The following is a 25,780-nucleotide window of genomic DNA, read 5'->3' on the forward strand; positions in this document are numbered from 1 at the left end:
GACTCAGACTCGATTTGTACTTGCTAGTACCTGATTTTAAAGGCTTAGGCAAACTTAAAATAGTCATCCCAACGCGCATCTAAGCGCTGTTTGGCCTTATCTAAATCAACCGCCGAATAAAGTTCATTTTGCTGATTAACTAGATCAAGCTTTACGAGTTTGTCTAAAGCGTCATCAATTTCAAAGTCGAGCAGGCAATTATGTTGCTCCTTAAACCATTGCTCAATTTGATTATCTAATTGCTCTGCAGTCATCGCTGATTCGCTTTTTAGTAAAAAGGTGTAGGCAAGCAGCGCCTCTTTAACATCCTCTTCTTCAGCTGCATCAACGAGAGTATGAAAAACACCTGCATTGTTATCGAGGTTTTTAAAATACAAGTTGTCCGCTAGTGCTTTCATAAAGCGAATTTTACGGTTTTTAAACTTGCTCCATTCTTTAAAAATAAAGCTGCCAAATACCCCCATGCCGATTGCGAAGGTAATAAAGTGTTGCTGACTCATATGCACTTCTTCACTGCGCCAACCACCCCAAAAGGCAATCAGAGCAATCAGTAGTAAAATTGACGCGCCTAATTTTGTTACCAACACCACAGCACCGCCAATCAATGCTGATGAACCAATAATCAGTTTATCTATTGGGCGCATTTTTACTTCGCTATTCGGAAACAGCATTTCTAAATCGGCTTTTGGCACATTCTGGAATAATTTGACAATGGTTGAATTTGGTTCAAAGCCCACTGGCATTTTGCCTTTTTCTAAAAAGTACTGCTCGTCTTTAAAGCGGATGAATATGGCAACGCGATCATAGTTAGTAAATTGAATCTGTTTTTTCTTAAGCCCCCAAAAACTGCGCAGCGTCTCAGTTTTTTGCGATTCGCCGCGGCGGTAAAAGACCACTTCTGCGAAGTCATCAAACTCAACGGCTAAACGCACTTTAAATAAAGACTCTTCATTGAGCGCATCTTGTAAGTCTTGATTGGTAATGGTTTCAAAATTGGCAGCATTGAGTACGGTGGCAAAGTCTTTTGCAAAGGCAGATTGGTAGCTGGCACGTTGCTCGTCGGTAATCGGTATTAGAGTGCGGGTGTCGCTATTTGGGTCAAATGGCGCATAGTTGTTTTTTAATGACTCAAGCAGCTCGTGATATTGGTAATGAGTCACGCTTTGCAAAAGTGTAGCCAACTCCATAAACGAACCTGATTGCGATTCACCTAAATAGGCTTGGCAAAGGTTGATGATGTCGTGTTTTCGAAAAGGAATAAATCGTGCGTCGCTCATTGATTCTTGCTGTGTCATTTAAATTGTCAGCGATGATAAAAAAATAACAGCAGAATTGCGACCGTTAGTGGCAAATAGCATGAACTTAGACTTTTTCACTGACTAAAACGGCTTATTTTTAGACTTTTTACTCCAGTAAAAACGCTGGTTTTTGCCCATTTAAGCGGCTTTATCATGCACTTTTAAATTTGCTTTGCTAATGTTTAGTTCATTGCAGTACGTTGTCGTGATTAGTTATGAATAAGCAAGCATCCCCTCCTGAAGTAAAGGCTGAGTTAAACTCAGTACCACTCATAATAAAGCGGTTATTTATTAGTTCTTTTATTGTCTTTTTGTTGCTGATAGTGATCACTTATCTGTATTACTTTAATCGGCTTGAAAATGATATCTACTTAAATGGCGTGCTAAGTGACGCCATCAATTTGCTTATTTTGATTTGTATTTTCGCGTTTGTGCAAACCTCGGTGGTTGCTAAGCGCAGCTACTTATTTTTAAGTGTGGGTATCTTCCTTTGGAGTGTTGGGCTTACTTTTGATTTTTTAGACGAGCTGGTATTTCAACCAATCTGGGTTGGCATTTATATCGAAGATATTACCCGCACTTTAGGGATGCTAGTAACTGGGTTTGGTCTTTACCTTGCCCTTACAGACTTAGCTAAAACCCGCGAACAGCTTGAAGAAGAACTAAAAACCGATGTATTAACAAAGGCGTATAACCGTCGTTATTTTTATCATTATGTGCAGCAAAACCAAGATAAGCCACATAGCCTAGTGATAGCTGATATTGATCATTTTAAAGCGATTAATGATGAATATGGCCATGATGTTGGTGATCAGGTATTGATAGATTTTGTTTATCAGTGTCATCAAGCATTAGATGAAGACATTCTATTTGCACGAATCGGTGGTGAGGAGTTCGCACTTTATGTAGCCACCGACGACGCTGATGAGTTACGTGCTACCTGTGAGCAACTGCTCAGCCTTGCTAATAATGTGATGGTGACGCCTAGTAAAACGCTCAGCGTGAGTATTGGTTCGGCGATTAAGCGTGCCACAGAGACATTTAGCAACACCATGAAACGTGCCGACCAAGCGCTTTATTTGGCAAAAAATCAAGGCCGTAGCCGTTATATTCATAAACCGTAAGGGACGGTTAAGGGTTTTTGTTGTAACCTATATCGCAACAAAACTCCAAGGGATGAATAATGGCTATTGCTAAAAAGTTAAAGCAAAAAACACGGCAGTTTATCGACTCTAAACATATGCTCAAATCAATCACGGTGGCATCATTTTTAGAGTCAACTATAGTGCCTATTCCTCTTGAAGCTGTGCTTGTTCCGTTAATGCAAGCCCGCCGCGAAAAGCTTTGGTTAATCGCATTAATGGCGACCATTGGTTGTATTATTGGTGCTATTTTTGGTTATGCCCTCGGTTACTATCTATTTGATGTAGTGGGGGACTGGGTGATTAATACCTTCTCAAACCCTGAGCAGTTCGAGCAAGTTAAGCAAAAAATGCAGGCACAAGGCTTTTGGTTTGTATTGACGCTCGGTATTGTGCCCATCCCATTTCAAATTGCCATGCTTGCCGCTGGAGCAACTAAGTATTCAATTTTTCTATTTTTACTGGCAACGGTTATTGCTCGTTCAATCCGTTACTTTGCCCTTGCTGCCGTTGTTTATTACGCGGGTAATCAGGCAGAGCGAGTTATTCAAAAGCACAAAACCAAAGCTTTAGTCGCTATTTCTGTATTAGTACTGTTACTTTGGTGGCTCAGTACACTTATTTAACAAATAAAAAATACTGATTATGGTTATCCTGTCTATACTTTGAATTAAGGAAAGTGCTTAATAAAAACAACAGGATGACCCATGAATACCCTAGTGGCTGCACTGCCTATTTTGATGCTGATCTGGATGATGGTAAAACGCAGCCCCATCGCTTCTTATATTGCCTTACCCATAACAGCGCTACTTGCTGCTTTACTGCAACTGTTTTACTTCCAAGCTGATTTAAGGCTGTTGCTTGCTAATTCGTTTGCTGGTGTGTTGTCTGTTATGACGCCCATTTCGATTATTGCTGGAGCTATTTTACTTAACCGCATGTTGGCAATATCTGGGGCCGAAGCCACGATAAAACATTGGCTAGAATCAATTAGCAGTAATCAAGTTGCACAGTTGATGATCATTGGTTGGGCATTTGCATTTATGCTCGAAGGTGCATCGGGATTTGGCACGCCTGCGGCCATCGCTGCGCCTATTTTGGTCGGGCTTGGTTTCTCGCCTTTTAAAGTGATTATTTTTACTCTTATTTTAAACTCGATCCCCGTATCTTTTGGTGCAGTAGGCACACCAACATGGTTTGGCTTTTCGGCGCTAAACTTAGATGATGGGCAAGTGCTGGCTATCTCAAGATGGACGGCGCTTTGTCATGTTATTGCTGCTTTGGTGATTCCTATGATTGCGCTGTGTCTTGTTTTACCACTAAAAAAGGTGCGTCAAAATAGCGTATTCATTTATTTGAGTGTGTTTTCATGTGTCTTACCTTATTGGTTGTTTGCCCAGTGGAACTATGAATTTCCATCGTTGATAGGTGGTGCAGTGGGTCTATTAGTCACTATCTATTTAGCAAGTAGGGGAGTGGGGTTAGATAAGTCAGCTGTAAATGCACAAAGCTCGAAAGGCAAAGCTGAGCTTACACCCAAAGCGCTATTTTTAGCATTATTCCCGTTATTACTTTTGATTGTTGTGCTGGTGATAACCCGTATTCATCAGTTGGGCATTAAAGCATTGCTTAACGACGAAACGCTCTGGCTGAGTATTCATTTGGGCTTTGCACAATTTGAATTAAGCAAAGCGCTGATCTTATCTTTACATGAGATATTCGGCACTTCAGTGGGGTGGTCGTATAAAACCTTGTTTGTACCAGCGTTGATCCCGTTTGTATTGGTGGTACTGATCTGCGTGCCGTTACTTAAAATGAGCAAGTCACAAGTAAAGCAAATGTGCTCCGACACCTTAGGCCGTATCGCTATGCCATGTATTGCTTTGATCGGGGCGCTGGTGATGGTGAATGTTTTAATGCAAGGCGGCCATAATGCGCCCATATTTTATATGGCGAGTACCTTTGCTGATTTAAGCGGGGAGCACTGGGTGTTATTTGCCTCCTACTTGGGAGCTCTCGGCACTTTCTTTTCAGGCTCTGCAACGGTGTCTAATCTTACCTTTGGCGGTATTCAATATGGTATTGCACAGCAAGTGGGCTTGTCAGAAACCTTAGTGCTTGCGTTGCAATCAACGGGGGCGGCGATGGGGAATATGATCTGCATTAGCAATATTATTGCTGTAGCCAGTATTGTTGGAGTGAATAATCAAGAAGGGCCAGTGCTTAAGAAAACCTTTTTGCCTATGCTAATTTACGGTGCAATAGTTGGGTGTTTTAGTTATCTATTTTACTGATTAAACATGTTCAGATAAAAAAGGTGCCCAGATAAACCGAGCACCTTTACGGAGTAATTTATTGAATAGCTTTTTTTACTTCGCGCCAGTCAATAATCTTAAAGTTTTGCGGTGCCTGTGGCATACGGTTGTAACCATCTTGCACAATTAGCACCCCTTCAGGGTAGCCCGGTAACGCAGCCGGTGTTACCGTTAGGCCATCAGTTTCTGATACGCCATCTATTGCTAACTCTAGGTTATTGCTGATTGCAAATTTACCCGCAAACTCTAGGCTAGGGGTATTGCCATCAATAATTTTATAAAGCACATAGCTGTAATCACCTTGGCTAGAAACCACTAAATAGCGGGCATCTTTTGCGTGGTAGATTTCCATGCCTTCTACATCATCAACCAACATATCGTTCACGGTTTGCAGCATTACAGGTTTATTTCCTGCTGTTGGCTCAGCACCAATAAACCAAATACCTTCGTCTTCTTCACCTAAAAATAGCTGTGCGGTTTTATCATCTGCACTGCAACCTTCTGGTTGGCTTGGAACACTAAACTCGCGCACTAGTTGTGCTGATACGCTCTCATTATTGCCAGTCAGTTTGTATTGCTGAAATAGGCCTGATTTGTCATTCATAAACACATAGTTGCCTGTGTTTGATGAGTACATACACATACCGTAAATTTCGTTTAGAGTCGTTGGCAGCTCAGCAAGATGTTGCACTTGATTGTGAGTATCGACGCTGTAAACACTGATGCTGTTGTGAGTACGATTACTTGCGGTGATCCACGTATTGCTTGCGTTGTTGATACTTGCATGTTGGCGCACATCAACATTATTTAAACGGCCTGTTTCTAGCGCTTGTAGCTCTTTGCCTGCAAGGTCATACACCATTAAACCACGGCGTTTATCGGTGCCTAAGATCAGGCTTTTTGCTGCATTGTGAGGGTTTACCCAAATAGCAGGGTCATCGGCAGCATCACCAAAAGCACGTACCGCATCGGTTTGCGCTTGTGCATTGATATAAGTAACAACCGCTGTTTTAGCGCTAATTTGTTGCTTGGCTTGTGCTTTAACTTGCCCCTCGATTTGACCTTTGAGGTAATGACCTGATTCATCATCGTATAGCACAATATCAGCTTGATTATTGTTAAAGCGCACTGCGGCAGATTCAATCGCCAGTTCACCAGCAAATTGCCAGCTGCTAAAACGTTTAGTACTCTTTTCGTAGCGATGTAATTGGTTATCTTCAGAGGTGGTGAACCATAAGCTACCATCATCTGTTGTGCTTAAACCGCCAACTTCAGGCGCTAAGCTGCCAAATGGCGACATCAAAGCCACGGGCTTTTTATCGGCGCGCGATTCAGCATCTGCGTTAATTTGCCAAATGCCTAGCTCGCCTTCACTTAAATAAAGAGTTTTACTGTTATCATCAACCGCACAGCCTGATGTTTCACTTACACCGGCAAACTCACGTAATTCAAGGTTTAACGCGCGCTTATTTGCTATATCAAACACCAGTGTTTCGCGGATAAGACCACGAGCGTCTGCCACAAATGCCGAAACTGCCTGAGTTGTCGGGTTAGCAAATAAACACACCGCCTCAGGTTTTGCTTTTGGTGGGCTGATACGGCTAATTTCAGTTAGCTGCCATTTAGCTGCTTTTTGTAAGCTAAAAATCACCGCTTGGTCGGCTTCGTTGTCGATACTGGCAACAAGGTAATTGTTTTTGTTGATCGCCTTAACAGATAACGCTTCGAAATTACCTTTTTGTAATCCGTGCTGTTTACCTGTGGCATCAATAAGTTGTAGGCCTTGGCTTTGTGAGCTTAATAGCCAAGCGTCATCAGCAAGGGCCGCCGCTTGTGAGCCTTGCATATTTTCTGTTGTGCCAAAGGCTTTTAATTGGTTCTTACTTGGTGCCTCGGTTGCCGTTGTTTGGCTACACGCTGCTAGGGTGCTTAGTATCACTGCACTGGCAACAAGATTAAGTGGTTTTTTAAAATTCATGGGATCCCCAAATATACTACAAGGCAGCAATGCGCTGCCTTAATAACTCTTATGTGTATTAAAACGCGTAGCGCAGCATTAACTGAATAACAGGGCCTGCTTCTTCAGACTCCAGTTCATACTCGTCAAAGTCGCGGTTGATTTGGTCATCAACCGTGTCGAACTTGTTAAAGGTTTCGTCTTTGCTTGCATCTAATAGGTTTGAGCCCACTAAACGAAGCGTGACGTCTTGCCAGCGTTTTTCTACGAATACTTCAAGGTCTGCGCCGTAGTGTGTGGTTACTTCTTCACCCACGATACGACCATAAGCATCACCTTGTTTACGGTAAGTTGCACCGAACGAAGCCCCTAAATCAGGTAGATCTTGAATAAAGCCAACGTTAAACACGTAGTCAGATTGGTCGTTGAATTTACGGCTACCGAAAGTGTCATCTACTTCTGAATCAAGCCATGAGTAGTTAAAGAATACCCCGGTGTTTGGCATGCTAATAGCGCTTAGCGGCGTTGATAAATCAAGCTCGATACCTTTTACGTTGCCATCACCGGTGTTACGCTGTTGCAAAATGTAAGTACCATCACCTTCTGAGCCTTGTTGGCCTGTATTGGCTATTTCGATGAGGTCTGTGACATCGCGATAGAACACATTAATACCCACGACACCGCTTTTACCTAAACGATACTCATAACCTAAGTCCATACCCCACGATGATTCTGGTTGTAGGTCTGGGTTACCTAAAAAGTCGTTATCGCCTAACTCTTTTTCAAGTAGAGCAGGGGTGATGTAATCAAAGTCAGGGCGTCGTAAGCTACGTGCAACCGATACACTAACACGGCCGTTTTCAGAGACGTTATAGCGTAAATGTGCCGATGGTAAGAAGAAGTCATAATCGTTTTTAGCGCTTACACCTTCTGCTTTGTCAGTAATGGTTGAGTCGGTTGTTTCGTAGCGCACACCTAACTCCCACGAGAAGTCTTGGTCTTCGTGCTTAACTAATGCAAATACATCTAGGCGGTCTTCTTCGAGTTTATTGACGCCACCGGCGGCTGCTTCAAACTCGTTGTCAAAGCCTGCCAGTGACAGAGGTGTTTTGCTGAACTGATCCCAGCTAGTAAAGCTTTGTTCACTTTCACCTTCGGCTTGATAAACCGCAGTATCGCGCTCTTTACCTTGTACAAAGGCACCGAATTGTATGGTTTTGTTCTCGCCTGCAAACAAGCTATGTTGCCATTGTAATGACCATTCTTTGTCATCAAGGTCTACGGTTTCTTCTTCTTCCTCAAATACCATAGGTAGTTCAGAGGTATCGATTTCTACTTCTTGTTCGTAAACAGACTCTTCAAAGCTTGCAAAACCAAGTTTGAATTTACTGGTGCCACCAAAAAGGGGTAACTCATAACCCGAGTTGATGTTGTAGTTGGTTTGGTCGATGAAAGACACATTGGCGTTGTCGGTCTCAAGGTTACCGCCTTCAACAATTGAGTTATTAATTGCTGTTGGGTCGTCATATTCAAATGAACGCTCATCTTCAGTACGGTCGGTATCAACCCAGATCGCGCTGATATCAAACTTACTGCCATCATCAAAAGCAATTTCGTAGCTGGCATTTAGCGAGGTGTCGTCACCGTCGCGAATATCTGATTGATCTTCGCGGTTATCGAATTCTTCGGTTTTGTAATTAGCGTTATTCTCTGGGCTGTCGCCATAGCGTAGGCTTGATTTTTGTTTTGGGTTATAACGACCTTGTAAGTTCGCACCTAGTAGTAAACGGCCGCCAGCAAACTCAGTGCCGTAAACACCTGCAAAGCTTTCTTTTAATTCGCCATCGTCATAACGCAGGCCACCCGCACGAAGGTAACCACCATCTAGGCTGTAACCGTCACGCAATACAATGTTTAGCGTGCCGGCAATGGCATCGGCAGAGCGGTTTGCACTTGAAGCACGAATAATTTCTACACGCTCAATTAGCTCAGCAGGAATACGGTCAACAAAGAATGAGCGGTCAGCACCTGCACCAGGTACTTCTTCACCGTTGATAAGCACCTTTGTGTAAGCTGGGCTTAAGCCACGCATACGCGCGCCATCAGACTCTAAAACATCTGATAAAAACGTCACACTTGGTACACGTTTTAATACATCACCGGCAGTCAGCGGTTCAAAACGTTGAAAGTATTCTTGTGAGTATTCAAGCGTCGGTGCTAGCTCTTGTGAGCGGTTGCGATAACCAATCTCGCCATATACAACAAGCTCTTCAGAGACTTTTACTTTTTTCTCATCGCTGCTTTGTTCGTCTTGTGCGTAAGCGGCAAATTGGCATAAGGCGAGGGCGCTTACTAACGCCTTCGTTTTAAATTGTTTCATGGGTTTGCTCCTGGTTGTCCTTGGTTTGATGAGCAAAGTACGCAGCTTAAATGACGCAAATGTGACAGAAAATCGCTAACAACCAGTAAAAACAAGTGATTAGAGGGTTTTAAAAGTACTTTTGAGCTGCAATAACCCCATCTTTTTAAGGCAATTATAGTACTTAAAGGGTTTAACAAGGTTTGACTGTCGTTTTGCTGTCACATCATTGAGCTAATATGACCCTGCTGCTTTAAACGCTAACGAGTTAGCATGGCAGCGTGAATTATTGTTAGGTACTGAGAATGCGATATAACCCTTTTACTCATCATCGATTTTTAACCAATGCCGTTATTGCTTTGTTTGTGATTGCGTTTTTGCTAAGCGCGCAAGCAGGAGAGTTAAAGCCTCTAGCCGATATCGCATGGTTAGATATTTTAGGCGAGGGTGGCATTGTGCTTATGACCCTTACTTGGATAGCTGCGCTGCTTATTTCGAGGCCGCCGGGCAAAGTCACCAGCTTTTTAGTGCTTGGGCTTGGGCTTTTTATGTTTTCAGCTTCCCTTGATTTATTTGATGAGTGGTTACATCAACCAACCAATACTTGGCTTACTTGGATTGAATCATTGCCTGCGCCGATAGGTATGATCTTCACAAGTCTTGGACTTTATCAGTGGCATCAAGAGCAATACGTCCTTAACAGGCAGTTAAAGCGCCGTGAAGCACAGCATCGTGAGCATGAATTAGTGTGCTCAATAACAGGGCTGTATAAGGCTGATTACTTACAAGATGTACTAAAAGAGCAGTTAAGTGAGCCACAGCCATTGCAACTAGCCGCCATTGATATTCGCGGTTTTGCTGATTTTAACGCTGAATTTGGTTTTATCGAAGGCGACCGCTTACTCCGTGAAGTGAGCGAACTTTTATTGATGAATTGCCGCCTTAGCGATGTCGTATGCCGCTATGCAGGAGACTGCTTTATGGTGCTAATGCCAAACACCAGCGCAGTACAAGCAAAAGAACTGGTGGCGCAAATTACCTCGGCGCTGAGCCATTGTGCATTTAAGGTCGAAGGCGAAAAACACGCAAAGTTTCAATATGTAACAGCTGCCTTAGTGGGCAGTATACAAGGCGATACACCACAAAGTTTAAGCTCACGTTTACACGCTAAGTTACAACAACAAAAACAACAAAGAGTCAGCCATTGTGAAGCCGTATCTTAATCAAGATGACAAATACCTCACCGCACAGGGACTGATCACCACGCTGGTGGAGCTGGCCTTAAGTCGCGGCATTGCACTACATAAGTTACTCAGAGGCACAGGGGTGTTTGAGCAAGACTTAATGAGTGTGCAGCATCAGTTTAGTATTTCACAGCAAGTGCGCTTATTGACGCAGTTTAAGCAGTTGATGAAGTCCGCCGACAGCGGTTTTTTATTAGGCAGTCAACTAGCAAACGATACCTCTGTTGCCGCCCAAGGCGTGTTAAATTCTGAGCACATCGGCCAAGCTTTAAAACAGTTACACAATTTACGCATACAATTAGCACCTTTGTTATTTAGTTACAGTTATGTGCATAACGAGCAGTATTACATTGTGCTGCAAAATGCTGTGGGCTTGGATGATGAAATAAGCCAGTATGTTATGGAAATTTACAGCGCCGCGTTTTACCAAGTTCTAAAAAAAGTGGCAGGTGAGCGAGTCCCTTGTCAGTTTGAGTTTGCCTATAAACGCGCCAGACATAGCCAAGAATACGAGCAGCATTTAGGTCTTAAAGTCGCTTTTGAAAAGCCTATAACCCGTTGGGTATTGAATAAAGACGCCCTAAGGCTCACTAACCCCGCGTTTAGTAGTTTTAGGTTCTCACAAATTAACTCGCAACTAGCAGCATTAAATTCTGCAAATAGCACTTTTGTGGAAGCCGTAAGCCGATTAATTTATCAAACTCCGGCGTTAAATTTAGACCAAGTAGCTAGCCAATTTGCCATGAGCCCTGCAACCTTCAAGCGTAAATTAAAAGCTCATGGCGTACGTTTTTCTACCTTGTATGATGAGCAAAGTAAGCGCAAAGCGATTTACCTACTTGCCATGCGCGAGCAATGCAATGAGCAAGTTGCCATGCGCTTATCATTTTATGATATTGCTAATTTTAGACGAGCGTTTAAACGCTGGACCGGGCTTACGCCAAGTCAATTGAAGGGGTAAGAAAGCCCATGCTATTGCATGGGCTATGGGTGTTATTCACCAATAGGTGTGATGTCATTTTCATCTAAAATGCCATCATTATCAGCATCATCATCAGCCGTTAGACCAGACTCTAAAATTGCTTGTTCAGTTACATTAGGCAAAAAGAAGTTGGGTTTGCCGTCATGATCTGTATCAATACTGGCAATTTCTTGACCAGAAAAGTCATCCCTTTGAGCTTTTAGAGTCGCATGTAACGTGAGTAAAGGTAATTTATCCGCTTCAGCATTAACAGGAAGGTTGATTAGTTCGTTTACAGATTCATCGTCACCTAATTGTGCGTACACAGCCACAAGGGTTTCTAGGTTATCTTGTATTACTTTATCTGATTGAGTTAATACATAAGCTTTTGCTTTGTCGATAGATGTTGTAAGTGCTGACATCGTATTTGCATATACTTCAGCATATTGCTGGTTGTTTGCTTGAAAGCGAGACAGTGCTGTTATAAGTGTATATTGCTCAAAAGTCCCAGTGTTAAGCAACTCATTACTTAAAGCAGACTCAAAAACTGACTCTAATAAAGCAGTGTAGTCTTCAATATCTATATTTTCTTTTTCGCTATCAATAATGGCTAAGCTGGTTTCTAACCACGAAACAGCTGTGTCTAATAAGCCGGCTCTCACCAAATAACCAAGTACTTTCAAGCGTTTTTCTGCTTGTTCATGTTTATTACTTAATAAGCTAATTTGTGTATCCAGTTTTGAGGCGAGACTACTTATACCTTCGTTGTTTTCAATAAAACCATACGTCGCAATAAGAGACTTTAAAGCACTGATACTGCTATTTGTTGAAAAGTTGTTTTCATTTTCTAAAAAGTACTCATCAAGCATTGCGGCGCAACTTGTTGCGTAAAGTTTTGCTTTTTCAGGGCTGTTTAAGTTAAGGGCTAATTGTACTAAGCCACCACATCCAAATTTACCCATAATGTAATATTCAGATACAGATAAAACATATTCAGGCGATGCTAGGATGCTTTGGGCATAATCAGTGACTTCTAGTGCTAGTTCATTTTCGCCACGAGTTTGTAAAATGGCTGCAGCACCAGGCTGTGCCGATGCATTTATTAAGGTTTGATAATAGCTTTTAGCATTGGTAGTTTCACCTTCCATAAAGTAGTTTTTAGCGTTACTGACCGCGTCAGATAAAGTTTGTCCTGCTTGCAATTTATTTGCGATTTCATACGCATAAGAGTATTCAATTGCGTCGTCTTTATCGGCCTGCTTAGTCAGTAATTGATAGGCAGGGTTATTTACCAGCTCCACATCATAGAGGGCTTTAATCGTTGCTGTAAGTGCTTCAAGTGGATAAGTATAGGTTGCGAGGGTTGCTTCAGCGTAAGGGCTTGCTGAAAAACTATAGCTATTATCAAAGCCAACTACACCATAGTATGACAATGACAAATTTGTATAATATTTAGCAGATTCAGTATCATTGAGTCTTAAATAATAGTCGGCAGCCCAACTCATGTACAATGCCCGCATACGCTCTGTGCTTTGGCCTTTGTAATCTCCTGACGGTTGGGTGTAAGCCCCAATATTTTCGGCAAGATCTGCCATGGTTTTTATTACAGCAAGGCCTGCATTTCTAACTGCTTCGGTATGGCTCGCACTATATTGTTCTACAGAAGCGAGTGCTGTTTTTTTTACAGCTGAAACAAATCTAGCGTAAGTTTTATTGTACTCTTCAGTCCATACCTTACTGGCGTAAAGAGAAATAGTATCTAATATGGCTTGTGCGTGTTCAGTTTGACCAGCGCTATTGTATTGATTTGAAATAGATAGATAAAAGCTCGGATCGCTACTGCTAATGTTTTCTAACCCTTTTTCAGCAATATATTGATTGTATGTCGTAAAAGCTAATTCTCTGTACTCAATAGCTGCATCACTTTGTTGTAATTCATCTAATTTAGCTGCTGCATCAAGATATGCCGATGCTTTTTCATGAGATGTTGTGATTTTTTCAAAATGTGAATTAGCCTTGTCAGTAAAACCAGCAATTAAATAACCCACAGCTAATTGTGCATTTACTTCATTTAAGTAATTGTCGTCATTAATTTCACTACCGATTGCCTCTGCTTGCTTTAGGTGTGATTTATGTGAGCTGTAGTAAAAATTGCGTTTATCTTCATTTGTCACATATGAAGGTGTTAGTTCAATAGTAGCTGTAATCGCTTCGCTTATTTTGTTATCGGTGAAAGCGATTTCAAAACTGTCGTTTATTTCTGAGAGTGTTTCTGCCTCATAAGTAAACTGACCTGTGTCGCTATCTAGCTGCAATGTGCCATTAGCGGGTGCTGTTACTAACTCAACAGTAATTACGTCTCCATCAGCATCATTAAATACTAATGAACCTTGTGTTGTCGTTGACGTTGTCACCGTCACTGTTTGACTAACTAATACAGGAGCGTCATTTACATTATTGATTGTGAAGGTTAAAACAGCATCCGTATTTAAGTTACCATCACTGGCTGTGACCGTCACTGTGTCTTGACCAGCAAAGTCAGCGTTTGGGGTATAAGTGAAACTGCCATTGGCATTAAGAGCAAATAAACCATGGCTTGCAGCAGATGCGAGTGTGAAGCTCAATGAGTCATCGTCCGTCGCCTCAAGTTGACCTGAGAAAGATGTATCTTCCTCTAATGTAAATGCTGTGCTGCTTGTAAACTCTGGCGCTTTGTTACTCTGCGAACCGCCACAGCCTGCTAAAGCGAGCGCAATAACTAGCGGTGCGTATTTGATCTTATTATTCATCTTATATCCCGTGTTAATCATATAATATTAAAAACGGAACGGATTTTACCACTCAAACAAAAATAATAATAGATCTCATTTGTATTTGGTTGTTGTGTTTTTTGGAATTACAGCTAACTAAGAAGTGATAGTTATATGGATGAGAGCGTTGTCATTCTCATCCATTTTTTAAAGTATTTCTAAGAAGGCGACAAGCGCTTCGCGCTCATGCTTTTCTAGCTCTAACTTATGGAGTAAGTCAGTGGTTGTAGGGAAGTTTGGGTCGTCTTTATACTTTCCCTTAGGCTTTGGTCTTGCACCGCCTGCATTATAAAAGTTAACAACACCAGCTAGTCCTTGAAATAAGCCTGTATGCATCCAAGGGGTACTTTGCTTTAAAGCAAGTAGAGAAGGTGTTCTAAACTTGCCAATATCAGCTGGGTCTTGCGTGGCATCAAAACGTCCTAAATCTTGAAGTTTTCGACCATAAAAATGCAGCCCCGTAACATGAAATTCATTGTCGCTGAGTAAAGCTCCTTCATGACAAGTCATACATTTTGCTTTGGTTCTAAATAGATGTAAGCCTTCAAGTTGTTGATCGTTTAAAAGTGCAACCGCTTCATTAGGATTGGTTTGCGCTTTATCGATAAACCGCGTGAATAATGACTCTGGGATATCAAACGTGCGTTCAAAGGCAACAATGGCTATTGCCATTTGCTCTTTGCTCATTGTTTGATTACCAAACGCTGCGAAAATAGGGGCTCGGTAATCTGCAGCAGCGTTTACTTTGTCAAGCGACTGCTGAATAGATGAGTCCATTTCTTTGGGATTTTCGATAGGCATTAAAGCTTGCTCTGTCGCTGTTTTAGCTCTGCCATCCCAAAAAAATGTTTGCCAATGATCAATGCCAATAATTGCCTGGGTATTACGAGTACCGACTTGGCCATCAATGCCGACAGCTAGTTTACGCCTATCCGTAAACGCTAAACGAGATTCATGACAGCTTGCGCAGCTTACCGTGTTATCTCGTGACAAACGTGTATCGTTAAATAGCTTTTCACCTAATGCAATGATCTCATCACTTTGGTTAAAAGGTTTGGCTTTTAACGGTTTTAGTGGCGCAGCAGGGGTCTCTTTAGCTGTCATTATGGCTGGCCATTGACTTTGCTCCACAGAATAAAGTTCTCGCAGAGTTGTGTCTGCATGAACTACAGAAGCAAAGAAAACACAAGCGACTGAAATTAACCCTTTATTCATAGTTATAGGTCACTCCTAGCCAAAACATTCTGCCAGGTTCAACACCTGATTTTCCTTCAATAATAGAGTAGGTACGAGCATTAAATAAGTTGCTTATATCAACACGTAATTGTAATGACTGTTTTTGCGTAATTTGATACTCCCAACTGGTATTTAACGAGACCATCACGCGAGCTTTATATTCATAGTCTTTGTAAATTGGAATAGCAGTATTTATGCTTTCACAGCCACTACATTCACTTTCGACACCGATAACTTCAGAACCAGAGCCGAGCACAGCTGTGGTGTAGCTACCAGAATACGTTGCTGTTAAGCCAGTCGATAAGTTGTCTGTCCAAAAAGTATTCCAACCAAAGTTTGCAGCAACAGGACGGCCAAAGTTAGCTTTAATAGTATTGAGTTCAGATAAGCTAATGATTTGATCTTTATAATAAACCAATGATTCAATAGGGGTGTTGTCAGGTGTAGCTGTGTAATCAGTATTACTTTCTGAGTTTTCACTGTAGCTGATATTAGCCCACAAAGAGTGATCGCCAAATTTTGCATCCCAAGACAGTGAGTAACGTTCGCTTTCACCTGTGCCAGTATTTTCCATAGTAATGTATTTATAACCATCATTATGTAAGTTGGTTTCTTCATTACGTGCAAGCTGATCACGTTTAAATCTTTTCACATATTTCAGTGATAGGTTGCCAAAGTTTTCTGTGGCATGGCGAAGACCTAGCGCAATTTCATCATCGTAAGGGCTTTTCACATCGTCAAAAATATAGCGAAAGTTACCTGTGTAAGAAGAAGGAAGCCAAGCCTGTAAATAACCGTTTTGAATAGGGCGGTACTCACGGTAGGAAAATTTTTGTTGCTCTTTGATTTTGTATGCTAATAATCCTGCATCATAGTAGCGATTTAAACCCGCGGTAAGCAGTGTATTGCCATCGTTAAATACGTCATAACCCATTGATAAGCGAGGAGCGATATTGTGATTTCTGAAAAAATCATCGTAGTCGTATCTGAGCCCTAATTGAAACTCAAACTGCTTCCAGGTGATCACATCGGTTGCATACAGTGCTGCTTTATTTAAGCTTACGTCTATTTGTTCACTGGGTGTGACCAAACGTGAATTAAAATACTGAGCCGTACTTGCTACATTATTAGAGTAGGCAAGTAAGTGCTCTGGGTTATTAAAATCGATACTGCCGCCTAGTTGCTCGGCAAGGGTATCTAAATCCACATAAAAGCTTTCTTCAATACAATCAATAGCATAACCGCTACAGTTTAATGAGTTTTGGCTTGAAGAGTACTGCACAGGTGAATCATATTTGTAATAGTTTTGTGCGCGATTACGTTCTACGTTTTGATGATTCAATTCAGCACCAATACGGATGGCGTGCTCTGTTTTACCCCAGTTTTTGCGGTTTAGGGTTAATGAATTACGCCAGTTGAAGGTTGTTTGGGTGTTTTCTAAATTACCATAACCTCCTATTTTGGAGAATAAGATAGGTGTGTAATTTTCATTGCTAGATTCTTGGTCAGCATACTGACCCCATTCTTTACCTTTAGCTTGTAGCCATTGATAAAAATGCGCAGGGGCGCTGCGATTATTATCGCTTTGGCTAGCATTAAACTCACTACGCCAAAAGCCTAAACTGGTTTCTTCACTTAGATTGGCAATAAAGCCCGTATTACCGCCATCAATTTCATAGTCACTGTCTAGTACGTCATCGAGGAAGCTTTGTGATTTGTATGGGGCGTATAAAAACGTTAGATCAAGCGCATCAACCCAACCATCACGATAACTATATTTTAGTAAGCCATTGATATTTTCTCTGTGCTCGGTTTTCATTTCTTGTAATGAAATAGAAGAGATATCACTTTTTAAGAAACTTAAATTGAACAATAGGGCGTGTTTATCATTGATACGCTTTTGCAGCATCAAATCGATATCTGTTTTTTCAAATACTGGCGGCTCAAGTGCTTCTTGCTCTGCGAGCGGATTATCGTTATCTTCACCTCTGATAATGTGATATTCCCCCCAATCACTTTGGTTAGTACGTACACCTAAGCTTATCTTTGTATCTTTAGAAAAGGGTGAAATGGTTTCGGCATCAATAACACCACCAGAAAAGTCACCATAATCAGCTGGAATGTTGTGATCATACACTGTAATTGATTCAACCAATTGGCTGTTAACATTCATGCTTTGCACACCACCATAGACATCATTTTCTGATGCACTGATCCTTGAAGAACTAGCAGGATCTAACCGATTGTTGTAGTTCATGCCATCAATCATAAAACCTGTTTGCCAAGGCTTAGCACCCGATATGCTTATTTCTGGGGCACTGACTTCTGCCAAACTATCAATTGAGAAATGACTTTCACTTAATAACACGCCAGGCAGTAAGCCAATTAGCTCGTTAATATCGCCATTTCCTTTTGGAGTTGCTTCAATAAAGTTGCGATCAAGATAGGCTCGACCAATTACTTCAGGAACCTCAATCCCTATGTACTGACCTTTTACAGTAATGCGTTCAATATCGTCGGTATTACAGTGCTGATCTTTACTTGGTTCACATTGAGGCTTAATTGTTTGCTCTTTTACTTCGTTAGCATGTAATGGGGCATTAAGTAAAAGCATCAAACACGCTGATAAATAGCGTATTTGCATTGTGACAACTCCTGATTGTTGATCTGGTAAAAAGCTTAGGTAATAACTGCAGCTGCATGATATTTAATCACTACTAGCAGAAAGTTAGCGTGTTATGTGGGCTGATTTTACCATTAAAATACGAATGAAAATAGATCTCAATTGTATTTGTGGTTATTATTTATGCAGAAAACTTAAATAATTAATGGGGCGTTTATCAGCTAGAGGGTCGCTGTTTCTATGTTTGGGATTTTATTAGATGAAATTCATTGTCTTTTTGCAAAGAGTAGGCAAGTACATGTAAACATGTACTTGCCAATAATTTACTCACCTAATGGCGTAGTATCTAAACTATCTTCAATACCATCATTGTCAGCATCGGTATCAGCAGTGAGCCCTGAGTCGCTTATAGCGTCAGGTGTTGCCGATGATAAGAAGAAGTTTGGTTTACCATCGTTATCAGTATCAACACTTGCAACTGTGCTACCCGGAAAATCATCTTTAGTTGCTACAAGAGATGCTTGTAAAGCATACAGTGCTAATTTGTCTGCCTCTGCATTTATATCTAAGTTAATCAATTGCTCGGCTTTGTTGTATTGCCCTAAACGAGTATACATAGATACATAGGTTTCTACGTTATCCTGAATAACTTTATCTTCTTGAGTTAATAAATACTCGGTTGACTCATCTAGCATGCTAATAAGCTGGCTGTGAACCGATTGATAAATGTCAGCATACTGTTCGTTATTTGATTGGTACTTAGCTAGAGATACAAAGAATGAATCGCGTACAAAATATTTATCACCAACTTCTTTTGTACTAACTAGGGTCAAATAAAGTGTTTCAAATAGGTCAGTAAAGTCTTCAAATTCAAGTAATTGTGCATTGCTTGAAACAAGGGTAATGGCTTCTTGCACCCATTCTACTGCAAGCTCAGTTAGGTTATTTTCGTTTAGGTAACCTAAGTAAGAAACTAAATGGGGGATTTTGCTTTCAGGATTTTCCAGCTTGTCAATTTCAGCCTTCATTTTAGCTACTAATTCAGGTATTTTGTCATTAATCCCTGCCATGTTGTAGGTGCGAATTAATTCGCTATAACCTTTAATATCGAGCTCTGTAGATAGCTTTCCTGAATTTGCTTCCATCCACTGAGTACATTGCAGGGCATGGCTTTTTGCTTGCTCTTCGCTGCCCATTAATAAATCAAGCGAAATATGGCGAGCACAGCCCTGCCAACCTGTTCTACGATGAGAGCTCCTGAAGGACTGTTGATCAAAATAGGCTTCGGTAAACATAACTTTACTTGCTTCGTCTAAGAGCGCTAAACCAAGCTCAGGGTAGCCATAACTATAAACAATAGAGGCAGCACCCGATGAGGTTGTACCATCAGCCATAGCCCAATATAAGCTAGTTACGTTATTATCATCTTGTTCTATAAAGTAATCTTTAGCATCTGCAATTGCATCTGCAACGCTAAATCCAGCAATAACTTTGTTTGCAATTTGATAAGCATAAGACTTCTCTCGTGCATCAGTTTGGTCTTTTTCGGTCGAAATTAAATTAAATGCAGGATTCTGTGCAAAATCGATATCGTACAAACTGCCAATATAGGCTGTTAATTTTTCTAAAGGTGATTGATAAGTAGCAAGTGTTACCGCAGAGTTTGTTGCTGCACTAAATGAATAGCTGCTATCAAAACCAGTATGACCAAATAGTGATAATGCATAGTTAGCGTAATATTTAGCAGTCTCAATATCATTAACTTGCATCGACAGTTCAATAACACCTTGAACATAATAAGACTTCAATCTGTCGGTTTTTTCACCTTTATATTCACCACTGCTAACGTACTGGTAGCCTGTATTGGTAATAGCTTCACCGTACGTTTTAATTATCTCAGAAGCGAGCGCTTTATTTGTTTCGTTTGGCTCTGCTAAATACCTTTCTACAGCAGAACTAGAAGCGTTGCTAAATGCTGTTAATAAACGACCATAAACTGTTGTGTAGTTCTCTTGCCTAACGCTATCTGCGTACAACTCTAATGTTTTATAAAGCTCTGCGGCGCGAGTAAATTCACCAGAATCTTTATATTCATTAGCAATATACGAATAAAATGCAGCGTCGCTAGATGTTAGGTTCTCAACACCTATGCTTGCAATATATTGATTATAAGTGGTTACTGCGAGGTCTCGGTAAGAGGCTGCTTGTTCTGCAACACCTAGAGCATCAAATTTTTGTGCGGTTAATCGGTATGCGTTTGCTTTGTCACTTAATGTTGTGATTTTATCAAAGTGTTCGATCGCTTTTTGGTCGAAACCAGCTAATAGATAACCAATTGCCAGAGCAGCATTAACGTCACTCATATAAACATCATCATTAATGTTTTCGCCGATTGCCTCAGCTTGTTTTAGATACGATTTATCTGAGCTGTAGTAGTAATTGAGTTTATCCTCGTTCGTAACATACGAAGGTTTTAATTCAATAGTTGCGCTGATAGGCGAGCTGATATTGCCATCGGTAAATTCAATAACAAAACTGTCGTTAATTTCTGATAGCGTTTCTGCGGTAAATGTAAATGCCCCCGTTTGCTCATCTAGAGTTAGGGTACCGTTGACTGGAGGTGATACTAAAGACACAGTTACAGTATCGCCGTCGACATCATTAAAAGTTAATGTACCTTCTGTTGTAGTCGAGGTAGTTACAGAAATTGATTGACTCGCAAGTGTTGGCGCATCGTTAACGTTATTAACCGTAAAAGTAAGCACTGCATCTGTGCTTAAGTTACCGTCAGTAGCAGTAACAGTTACCGTGTCTTGGCCTGCAAAATTTTCTTTTGGGGTATAACTAAAGCTGCCATCAGCATTTAATGAAAATAGTCCGTTACTTGCTGCAGAGCCAAGTGAATAGCTTACTGAATCGTCATCGCTGGTAGTTAGTTGACCGGTAAGACTGCTATCTTCGCTTAAGGTAAAGGCGCTACTGCTTGTAAACTGAGGAGCCTTTTCGCCATCTGAACCACCGCACCCAGTGAGTGCTAGCGCCACTGCTAATGATAAATACTTTATTTTGTTACCCATATGGAAACCCGCATTAATTATTTTTGGAAATTGGCGAGATAGTAACATCAAAATACGAATGAGAATAGATCTTAATTGTATTTTGTTTGTTCAAGCATAGTATATACAGAAATTTCAAATGTTAATTCACTTTAAAAGTTGGCTTCATATCATGTTAGGAAAAATATACCTTTTCAGAGCAGTTATTTTCCCCGAGCTGCGTTAGACTATTGTTATTGATGTAATTAACCGAGGTCTCAAATGATTGAGTATCCTGTTGACCAACTTCCCCAGTTAATTGATGACTTGCTTCAGTGTGATACCACAACACGTAAAAATAAGTTACTTGCTGATGCTAAAGAAAAGCTTTCTACTGAGCATTTATCGTTATTGTTTGAAGCCTTACCTAAAGAACAGCGTTTAGAGATTTGGCAATTACTCGATGAAGATACACAACATGAAATCTTCATTAACCTAGGTGGCGACAGCTGTCGTTGGCTATTGCAAAGCCTAGTAGAAGCCGAAGGCTTTAAGCTACTTGACGAAGTAAGCGTAGAAGAGTTACTTGAACTTGAAGAAATTATTCCTGAGCGCTTTGTTGATTATGCACGCAGACAACTTGATGAAGTTCAAACAAAACAGTACGACCTTGCACAGCAATATAATCCAGAGCAGTTAGGTCACTGGCTCGATTTTGATGCTTTAAAAGTGTCAGAAAAACTCACCGTGGCAGGCGCGCGTAAAATTTTTCAAAAAGGCTTACCGCAATATACCGAGGTGATTTATCTAGTCAGCCGTAAGGGCACTCTCATTGGTGAAGTGGCTATCAATGCTTTATTTAAAGCCAATGATAATGACAGCCTACTGGATTACGCGAACCTTGATGTATCGGCTTTACATGCTGATGATGACCTTTATGAGGCTGCTGAAGTGGTTATTCACAGTGAGCAAATGGCGATGCCTGTTGTGAATGCCGACAACAAACTATTAGGCCGATTGTCAGTGTCATCAGCTTATGAATTGCGCCAAGAAGTCACCGACGAAGCGGCTGCAAAAGCCGGTGGTCTTCGTGAAGACGAGGATCTGTTCTCAAGCGTCACTAAATCGGCAAAAAACCGCGGCATTTGGCTTGGTATTAATCTAGCAACGGCGTTTTTGGCCTCTTGGTTTATCGGTTTGTTTGGTGCAACTATCGAGCAAGTGGTTGCGCTGGCGGTATTAATGCCGGTTGTCGCTTCAATGGGTGGTATTGCAGGTAGTCAAACGTTAACGGTTATTGTGCGCGGTTTAGCACTCGGTCAGGTTACCGACTCCAACCGTAGAGCACTGCTGAAAAAAGAGCTAAGAGTGGGGGCGTTAAATGGCTGTGTTTGGGCCTTTGTGATTGGTGTACTCACTTTTTTTTGGTTCAATGATGGCATGTTAAGTCTAACAATTACTATCGCTATTTTACTTAACTTGGTTGCTGCTTCGTTATCAGGGGTGGTGATCCCATCGATTTTAGATAAGCTTAAAATCGATCCAGCCCTTTCAGGTTCTGTGATCCTGACCACAGTCACCGACATCGTCGGTTTTGTTACCTTCCTAGGTTTAGGTAGTTTACTCCTTCTTTAAGGGATCGGATGCTGGCTAAAGTAGTGTTTAGCCAGCTTTTACAAATCAATCCCCTCTAGTGAAAACTTTCAAAAGAACATAAAATAAACACTTTTCTTTACCTAATACACAGTTATTATGAATTGTGACTCAGTCAAGCTAAAAGGACGTTAATATGGTATTAGGTAAAAAAGGTGCGCTCGCTGCTTTATCGGTAATTTCAGTGTTTAATGTATCAGCGGCGCAAACTACAACTGGTGAGCAAACTAAGCTGAGCGAAGATCCCACCAAGGTCGTCACTCAGTTTGGTGCAAGTTATTCAGATGAATTAAGGATCACTGGTTCGCTAAGTTTGGGAGCAGTTAAAAAGCTTAATGCCAGTGTGAGTGCCAATGGCGATGAATGGCGTGTTGGTGGCTCGTGGCTATTTGATATTGGCATTGTTAATTTTAACTTTGGTAAGCAAAGTTATGATCAGGGAGCTGAGCGTACAACCTATAGTGTTGGCACCTTTATGCCACTGAGTTACTTTGATATTGCGCCCTATGGTTGGCAAATTTTCGCTATGGGTGGTTATAGCCATGTTGATGGTGAAATTGCTTGTTTAGCAGGGCAAGGTGCGTGTTTAACATCAGAAATACCTGGCCCTGAGGGTTGGGTGCTTATTCCAAACAGTAGTGATGGTGGTTATTTGGGGGCGTTTGCTTTAAAGCCATTATCCGAAAAATGGACATTAATGACTGCAGCAGCGTATTCGGTAGGTTCTAACGATTATTCAGGTTATTTCGCCGCTATTGGTGCAAGTTATCAATTTGATAAACAACAAAGTTTTAAGCTATTTGCTGCAACAGAAGACAGTGATTACGGCTCAGATCAAAATTTAGTGCTGGGTTACACTTATCAATTTAATTAAAAAATACTGTTACAAAGCATTAAATTTTGTTAGTTTTCTGAGTGAGTTATCGCTGAGAAAATAGAGCATGAAGAAAAAGTTAGCCTTGTTATTGTTAGGATTATCGAGCCTTAATGCCAATGCCTCTGAAAACTTTAGTGATCATGAGATGTTTTGTGAGCAACAATCACAAATTAGTTGCTTAGATTACATTAATCAACAGCTAGCAAGCAGTGAGCTTGGCTCTGCGCGTTGGTATGAGATTAAATCTTATCAGTTTGATTATTTCTACGACAAAATGGAATTTCAAATCTTGAAAGATAGCACTGAGCCTTTCATTACCGGTGAAGAATTGCCTGTTGTCTTCCAAGTGCAAGTTTACTTTTATTACGCTAAATCAATGCATTATTTAGGCGACTTTGAAACTGGTCGTAAATATGCCACAAAAGCATTTGAAAAACTGCAAGCAATCTTCGACTCTTTTGGTAACCCTATGCGTATGGTCGAATTGGCTAATTTGCAATACGTGTTTGGCAACAAAGAAACGGCATTGCAAATTCTTGATAGGGCAGAGCGACGCTTTGGTAAAAGCAAAGATCCCATTTTTCACTTTGAACTGGCTTCGAATAAAGCAAATGTTTATCACTCATTAGGTGATGTAGACGGCGCACTTGCAAGCCGAAAATCCGCTGCTGATTGGATTTTAAAAACCAACCATAACCGCAAAATATCTGTCGCTTTAGGTAATTTAGCGCGTACCCACCAACTTCTGGCAAGTTATGAGCAAGCTGACGCTGTATATATTCAGTCTCTTAAGTACATGGACTCAGACTCAGATCGAAATATGATTGCTATATATAAGTTACGTCTTGCTGAAATCAATTGGCAAGCAGGAAAGCAAGATCAAGCATTAAAATGGTTTAAGCAAGTGCATAAAGAAGACATTCGCCAATCACATGCGAAACTTTATGCACACCTAGGTAACGTGCTTTAGATAGTGTAAAAACACCCTGGTTTTTCGGCTTCACCCGGCGCTAAAATTTGTAGATGGGTTGACTCACCTTGTTCCATCAAAGGCTTCATAGTTTTATCAAACTGCTTAGCAGCATGTTCAATTAATTTTGCTTGCTGTTCCAGAGCTTTAAAATCGGCATCATGAGCAGCCATAAGTTTATTGAGTTCTTTAGCCAACTTATCTTGCTCTTTTAATAAACTTTTATTAATTCGCAAGTGGTTCTCGTCTTCAACAACTGCTTCTTCGGTGATTGCTTCTATTTGCTCAGAGTACTCAGTAACTTGTAGCTCTATGTCATTAATTGGTTGCTCAAGTGCTTCAAGTTTTACTTGTTCACGCTCAAGCTCTAGGTATGCTGCAATTTGCTCGTTATTGAGGGGACTTTCGCTTACCTTTTTACAGTCTTTAAAAGTGATAACGCGATAATCACCCTGGTTGTTTGTTGTGCTGGCATTAGAGAGGCCAATACAAGCAGTAGTGGCCGTGATTAAGAGTGCACTTACGCTAATACGTACTAAATTCATAATGATGTCCTAATGGGTTATGTTATTTAGTTAGTCGTCGCAAGTGTGAAAAAGGTTGTTTAAATTTTAAATTTATATCCCACGCCATAAATTGACTCAATGTAATGACTATCAGGATCGGCTTGAGTCAGCTTTTTACGCAAGTTTTTAATGTGCGAATCAATACTGCGCTCGTAGCTCTCAAAGTACTTACCTTGAGTCATGGTTAGTAAATCTTGGCGTGAAAAAACCTTATTAGGTGAGGCAATTAATATTTTTAACAAGCTAAATTCATTAATTGTTAGTTTCAGTTCTTCATTTTTTACCAATACTTTGTATTCGCTCGGATCAACAATAATGTTACCCGCTTTGAATGTACTCGGTTTGCTACTTGGCATTCGGCGTCGTTTTAAAATAGCTTTCACACGCGCCATTAACTCTTTTGGTTTGAATGGTTTAGTAACATAGTCATCGGCACCAACATCAAAACCAATTAAGTGATCAATTTCTTCAACCCGTGCTGTAAGCATAATAATAGGCACATCACTGTATTGTCTTATCTTGCTGCACAACTCAATACCATTTGTGCCTGGCAACATGATATCGAGAATAATCAAATCAGGGTTTAGCTCATTAACAGCATCCAGTGCGCAGTTGCCATCGTGAATTAGGCTTGTTTTAAACCCTTCAAGATATAAATACTTTTCTATTAATTCGGCAATTTTAACTTCGTCTTCAATAACGAGAATATGCTGTTTAGCTAAGGTTTCTGACAT

The 25,780-nt window shown here is 40.8% G+C and carries 17 protein-coding genes; 8 read left to right on the forward strand and 9 right to left on the reverse strand.

Annotation, left to right across the window (positions count from 1 at the left end; all coding sequences use genetic code 11):
• Positions 1-44: 44 nt before the first annotated feature.
• Positions 45-1,277 carry a TMEM143 family protein gene (locus tag AADY36_RS04790; protein WP_342409263.1) on the reverse strand — a complete coding sequence of 411 codons (1,233 nt, stop codon included), beginning with the start codon at positions 1,275-1,277 and terminating at the stop codon, positions 45-47.
• Between the two features lie 236 nt (positions 1,278-1,513).
• Between AADY36_RS04790 and AADY36_RS04795 the strand changes: the two genes are divergently transcribed.
• The 3 genes from AADY36_RS04795 (at position 1,514) to AADY36_RS04805 (ending at position 4,734) form a co-directional block, all read left to right on the forward strand.
• A complete protein-coding gene (locus AADY36_RS04795) occupies positions 1,514-2,422 on the forward strand; it encodes a GGDEF domain-containing protein (RefSeq protein WP_342408586.1) in 909 nt (302 codons plus the stop codon).
• Between the two features lie 59 nt (positions 2,423-2,481).
• A complete protein-coding gene (locus tag AADY36_RS04800; RefSeq protein ID WP_055021262.1) occupies positions 2,482-3,066 on the forward strand; it encodes a YqaA family protein in 585 nt (194 codons plus the stop codon).
• Positions 3,067-3,147: 81 nt separating this feature from the next.
• Complete coding sequence (locus tag AADY36_RS04805; RefSeq protein ID WP_342408587.1) at positions 3,148-4,734, forward strand: L-lactate permease; 1,587 nt, start codon at positions 3,148-3,150, stop codon at positions 4,732-4,734.
• 58 nt (positions 4,735-4,792) lie between these two features.
• Here the strand turns inward: AADY36_RS04805 and AADY36_RS04810 are convergent, their stop codons facing one another.
• Both AADY36_RS04810 and AADY36_RS04815 read right to left on the reverse strand, forming a co-directional pair.
• Positions 4,793-6,733 (reverse strand): phytase, encoded by a 1,941-nt coding sequence (locus AADY36_RS04810; protein ID WP_342408588.1) that lies wholly within the window; start codon positions 6,731-6,733, stop codon positions 4,793-4,795.
• 58 nt (positions 6,734-6,791) lie between these two features.
• Positions 6,792-9,092, reverse strand: a complete 2,301-nt coding sequence (locus AADY36_RS04815) for a TonB-dependent receptor plug domain-containing protein (RefSeq protein ID WP_342408589.1) — start codon at positions 9,090-9,092, stop codon at positions 6,792-6,794.
• Between the two features lie 284 nt (positions 9,093-9,376).
• Here AADY36_RS04815 and AADY36_RS04820 point away from each other — a divergent pair, with 284 nt between their 5' ends.
• Both AADY36_RS04820 and AADY36_RS04825 read left to right on the forward strand, forming a co-directional pair.
• Positions 9,377-10,294 carry a GGDEF domain-containing protein gene (locus tag AADY36_RS04820; protein ID WP_342408590.1) on the forward strand — a complete coding sequence of 306 codons (918 nt, stop codon included), beginning with the start codon at positions 9,377-9,379 and terminating at the stop codon, positions 10,292-10,294.
• On the forward strand, positions 10,278-11,276 hold the full coding sequence (locus AADY36_RS04825; protein ID WP_342408591.1) for a helix-turn-helix domain-containing protein: 999 nt from the start codon (positions 10,278-10,280) through the stop codon (positions 11,274-11,276). The genes AADY36_RS04820 and AADY36_RS04825 overlap by 17 nt, the downstream gene beginning before the upstream one ends.
• A 32-nt stretch (positions 11,277-11,308) precedes the next feature.
• On the opposite strand, the gene AADY36_RS04830 is transcribed toward AADY36_RS04825, so the two are convergent.
• From AADY36_RS04830 to AADY36_RS04845, 4 genes are all read right to left on the reverse strand, one after another.
• On the reverse strand, positions 11,309-14,065 hold the full coding sequence (locus AADY36_RS04830) for a cadherin-like domain-containing protein (protein ID WP_342408592.1): 2,757 nt from the start codon (positions 14,063-14,065) through the stop codon (positions 11,309-11,311).
• Between the two features lie 168 nt (positions 14,066-14,233).
• Positions 14,234-15,301, reverse strand: a complete 1,068-nt coding sequence (locus AADY36_RS04835; RefSeq protein WP_342408593.1) for a cytochrome-c peroxidase — start codon at positions 15,299-15,301, stop codon at positions 14,234-14,236.
• Positions 15,294-17,966, reverse strand: a complete 2,673-nt coding sequence (locus tag AADY36_RS04840) for a porin (RefSeq protein ID WP_342408594.1) — start codon at positions 17,964-17,966, stop codon at positions 15,294-15,296. The genes AADY36_RS04835 and AADY36_RS04840 overlap by 8 nt, the downstream gene beginning before the upstream one ends.
• 302 nt (positions 17,967-18,268) lie before the next feature.
• On the reverse strand, positions 18,269-21,022 hold the full coding sequence (locus AADY36_RS04845) for a cadherin-like domain-containing protein (RefSeq protein WP_342408595.1): 2,754 nt from the start codon (positions 21,020-21,022) through the stop codon (positions 18,269-18,271).
• Between the two features lie 240 nt (positions 21,023-21,262).
• Here AADY36_RS04845 and AADY36_RS04850 point away from each other — a divergent pair, with 240 nt between their 5' ends.
• The 3 genes from AADY36_RS04850 to AADY36_RS04860 all read left to right on the forward strand — a co-directional run bounded on the left by AADY36_RS04850 (position 21,263) and on the right by AADY36_RS04860 (position 24,480).
• Complete coding sequence (locus AADY36_RS04850; protein ID WP_342408596.1) at positions 21,263-22,615, forward strand: magnesium transporter; 1,353 nt, start codon at positions 21,263-21,265, stop codon at positions 22,613-22,615.
• 154 nt (positions 22,616-22,769) lie between these two features.
• On the forward strand, positions 22,770-23,507 hold the full coding sequence (locus AADY36_RS04855) for a hypothetical protein (RefSeq protein ID WP_342408597.1): 738 nt from the start codon (positions 22,770-22,772) through the stop codon (positions 23,505-23,507).
• 67 nt (positions 23,508-23,574) lie between these two features.
• Positions 23,575-24,480: a tetratricopeptide repeat protein gene (locus AADY36_RS04860; RefSeq protein WP_054560665.1), complete on the forward strand. Its 906-nt coding sequence runs from the start codon at positions 23,575-23,577 to the stop codon at positions 24,478-24,480.
• Here the strand turns inward: AADY36_RS04860 and AADY36_RS04865 are convergent.
• Together AADY36_RS04865 and AADY36_RS04870 are read right to left on the reverse strand one after the other, a co-directional pair.
• On the reverse strand, positions 24,477-25,025 hold the full coding sequence (locus AADY36_RS04865) for a hypothetical protein (protein ID WP_055022100.1): 549 nt from the start codon (positions 25,023-25,025) through the stop codon (positions 24,477-24,479). The two genes, AADY36_RS04860 and AADY36_RS04865, sit on opposite strands and share 4 nt — an antisense overlap.
• 59 nt (positions 25,026-25,084) lie before the next feature.
• Positions 25,085-25,780, reverse strand: coding sequence for a response regulator (locus tag AADY36_RS04870; protein ID WP_055022099.1), 696 nt, complete (start codon positions 25,778-25,780; stop codon positions 25,085-25,087).

It is taken from the genome of Pseudoalteromonas sp. D15MCD-2 (assembly GCF_038562745.1).
Taxonomy (GTDB): Bacteria; Pseudomonadota; Gammaproteobacteria; order Enterobacterales; family Alteromonadaceae; genus Pseudoalteromonas.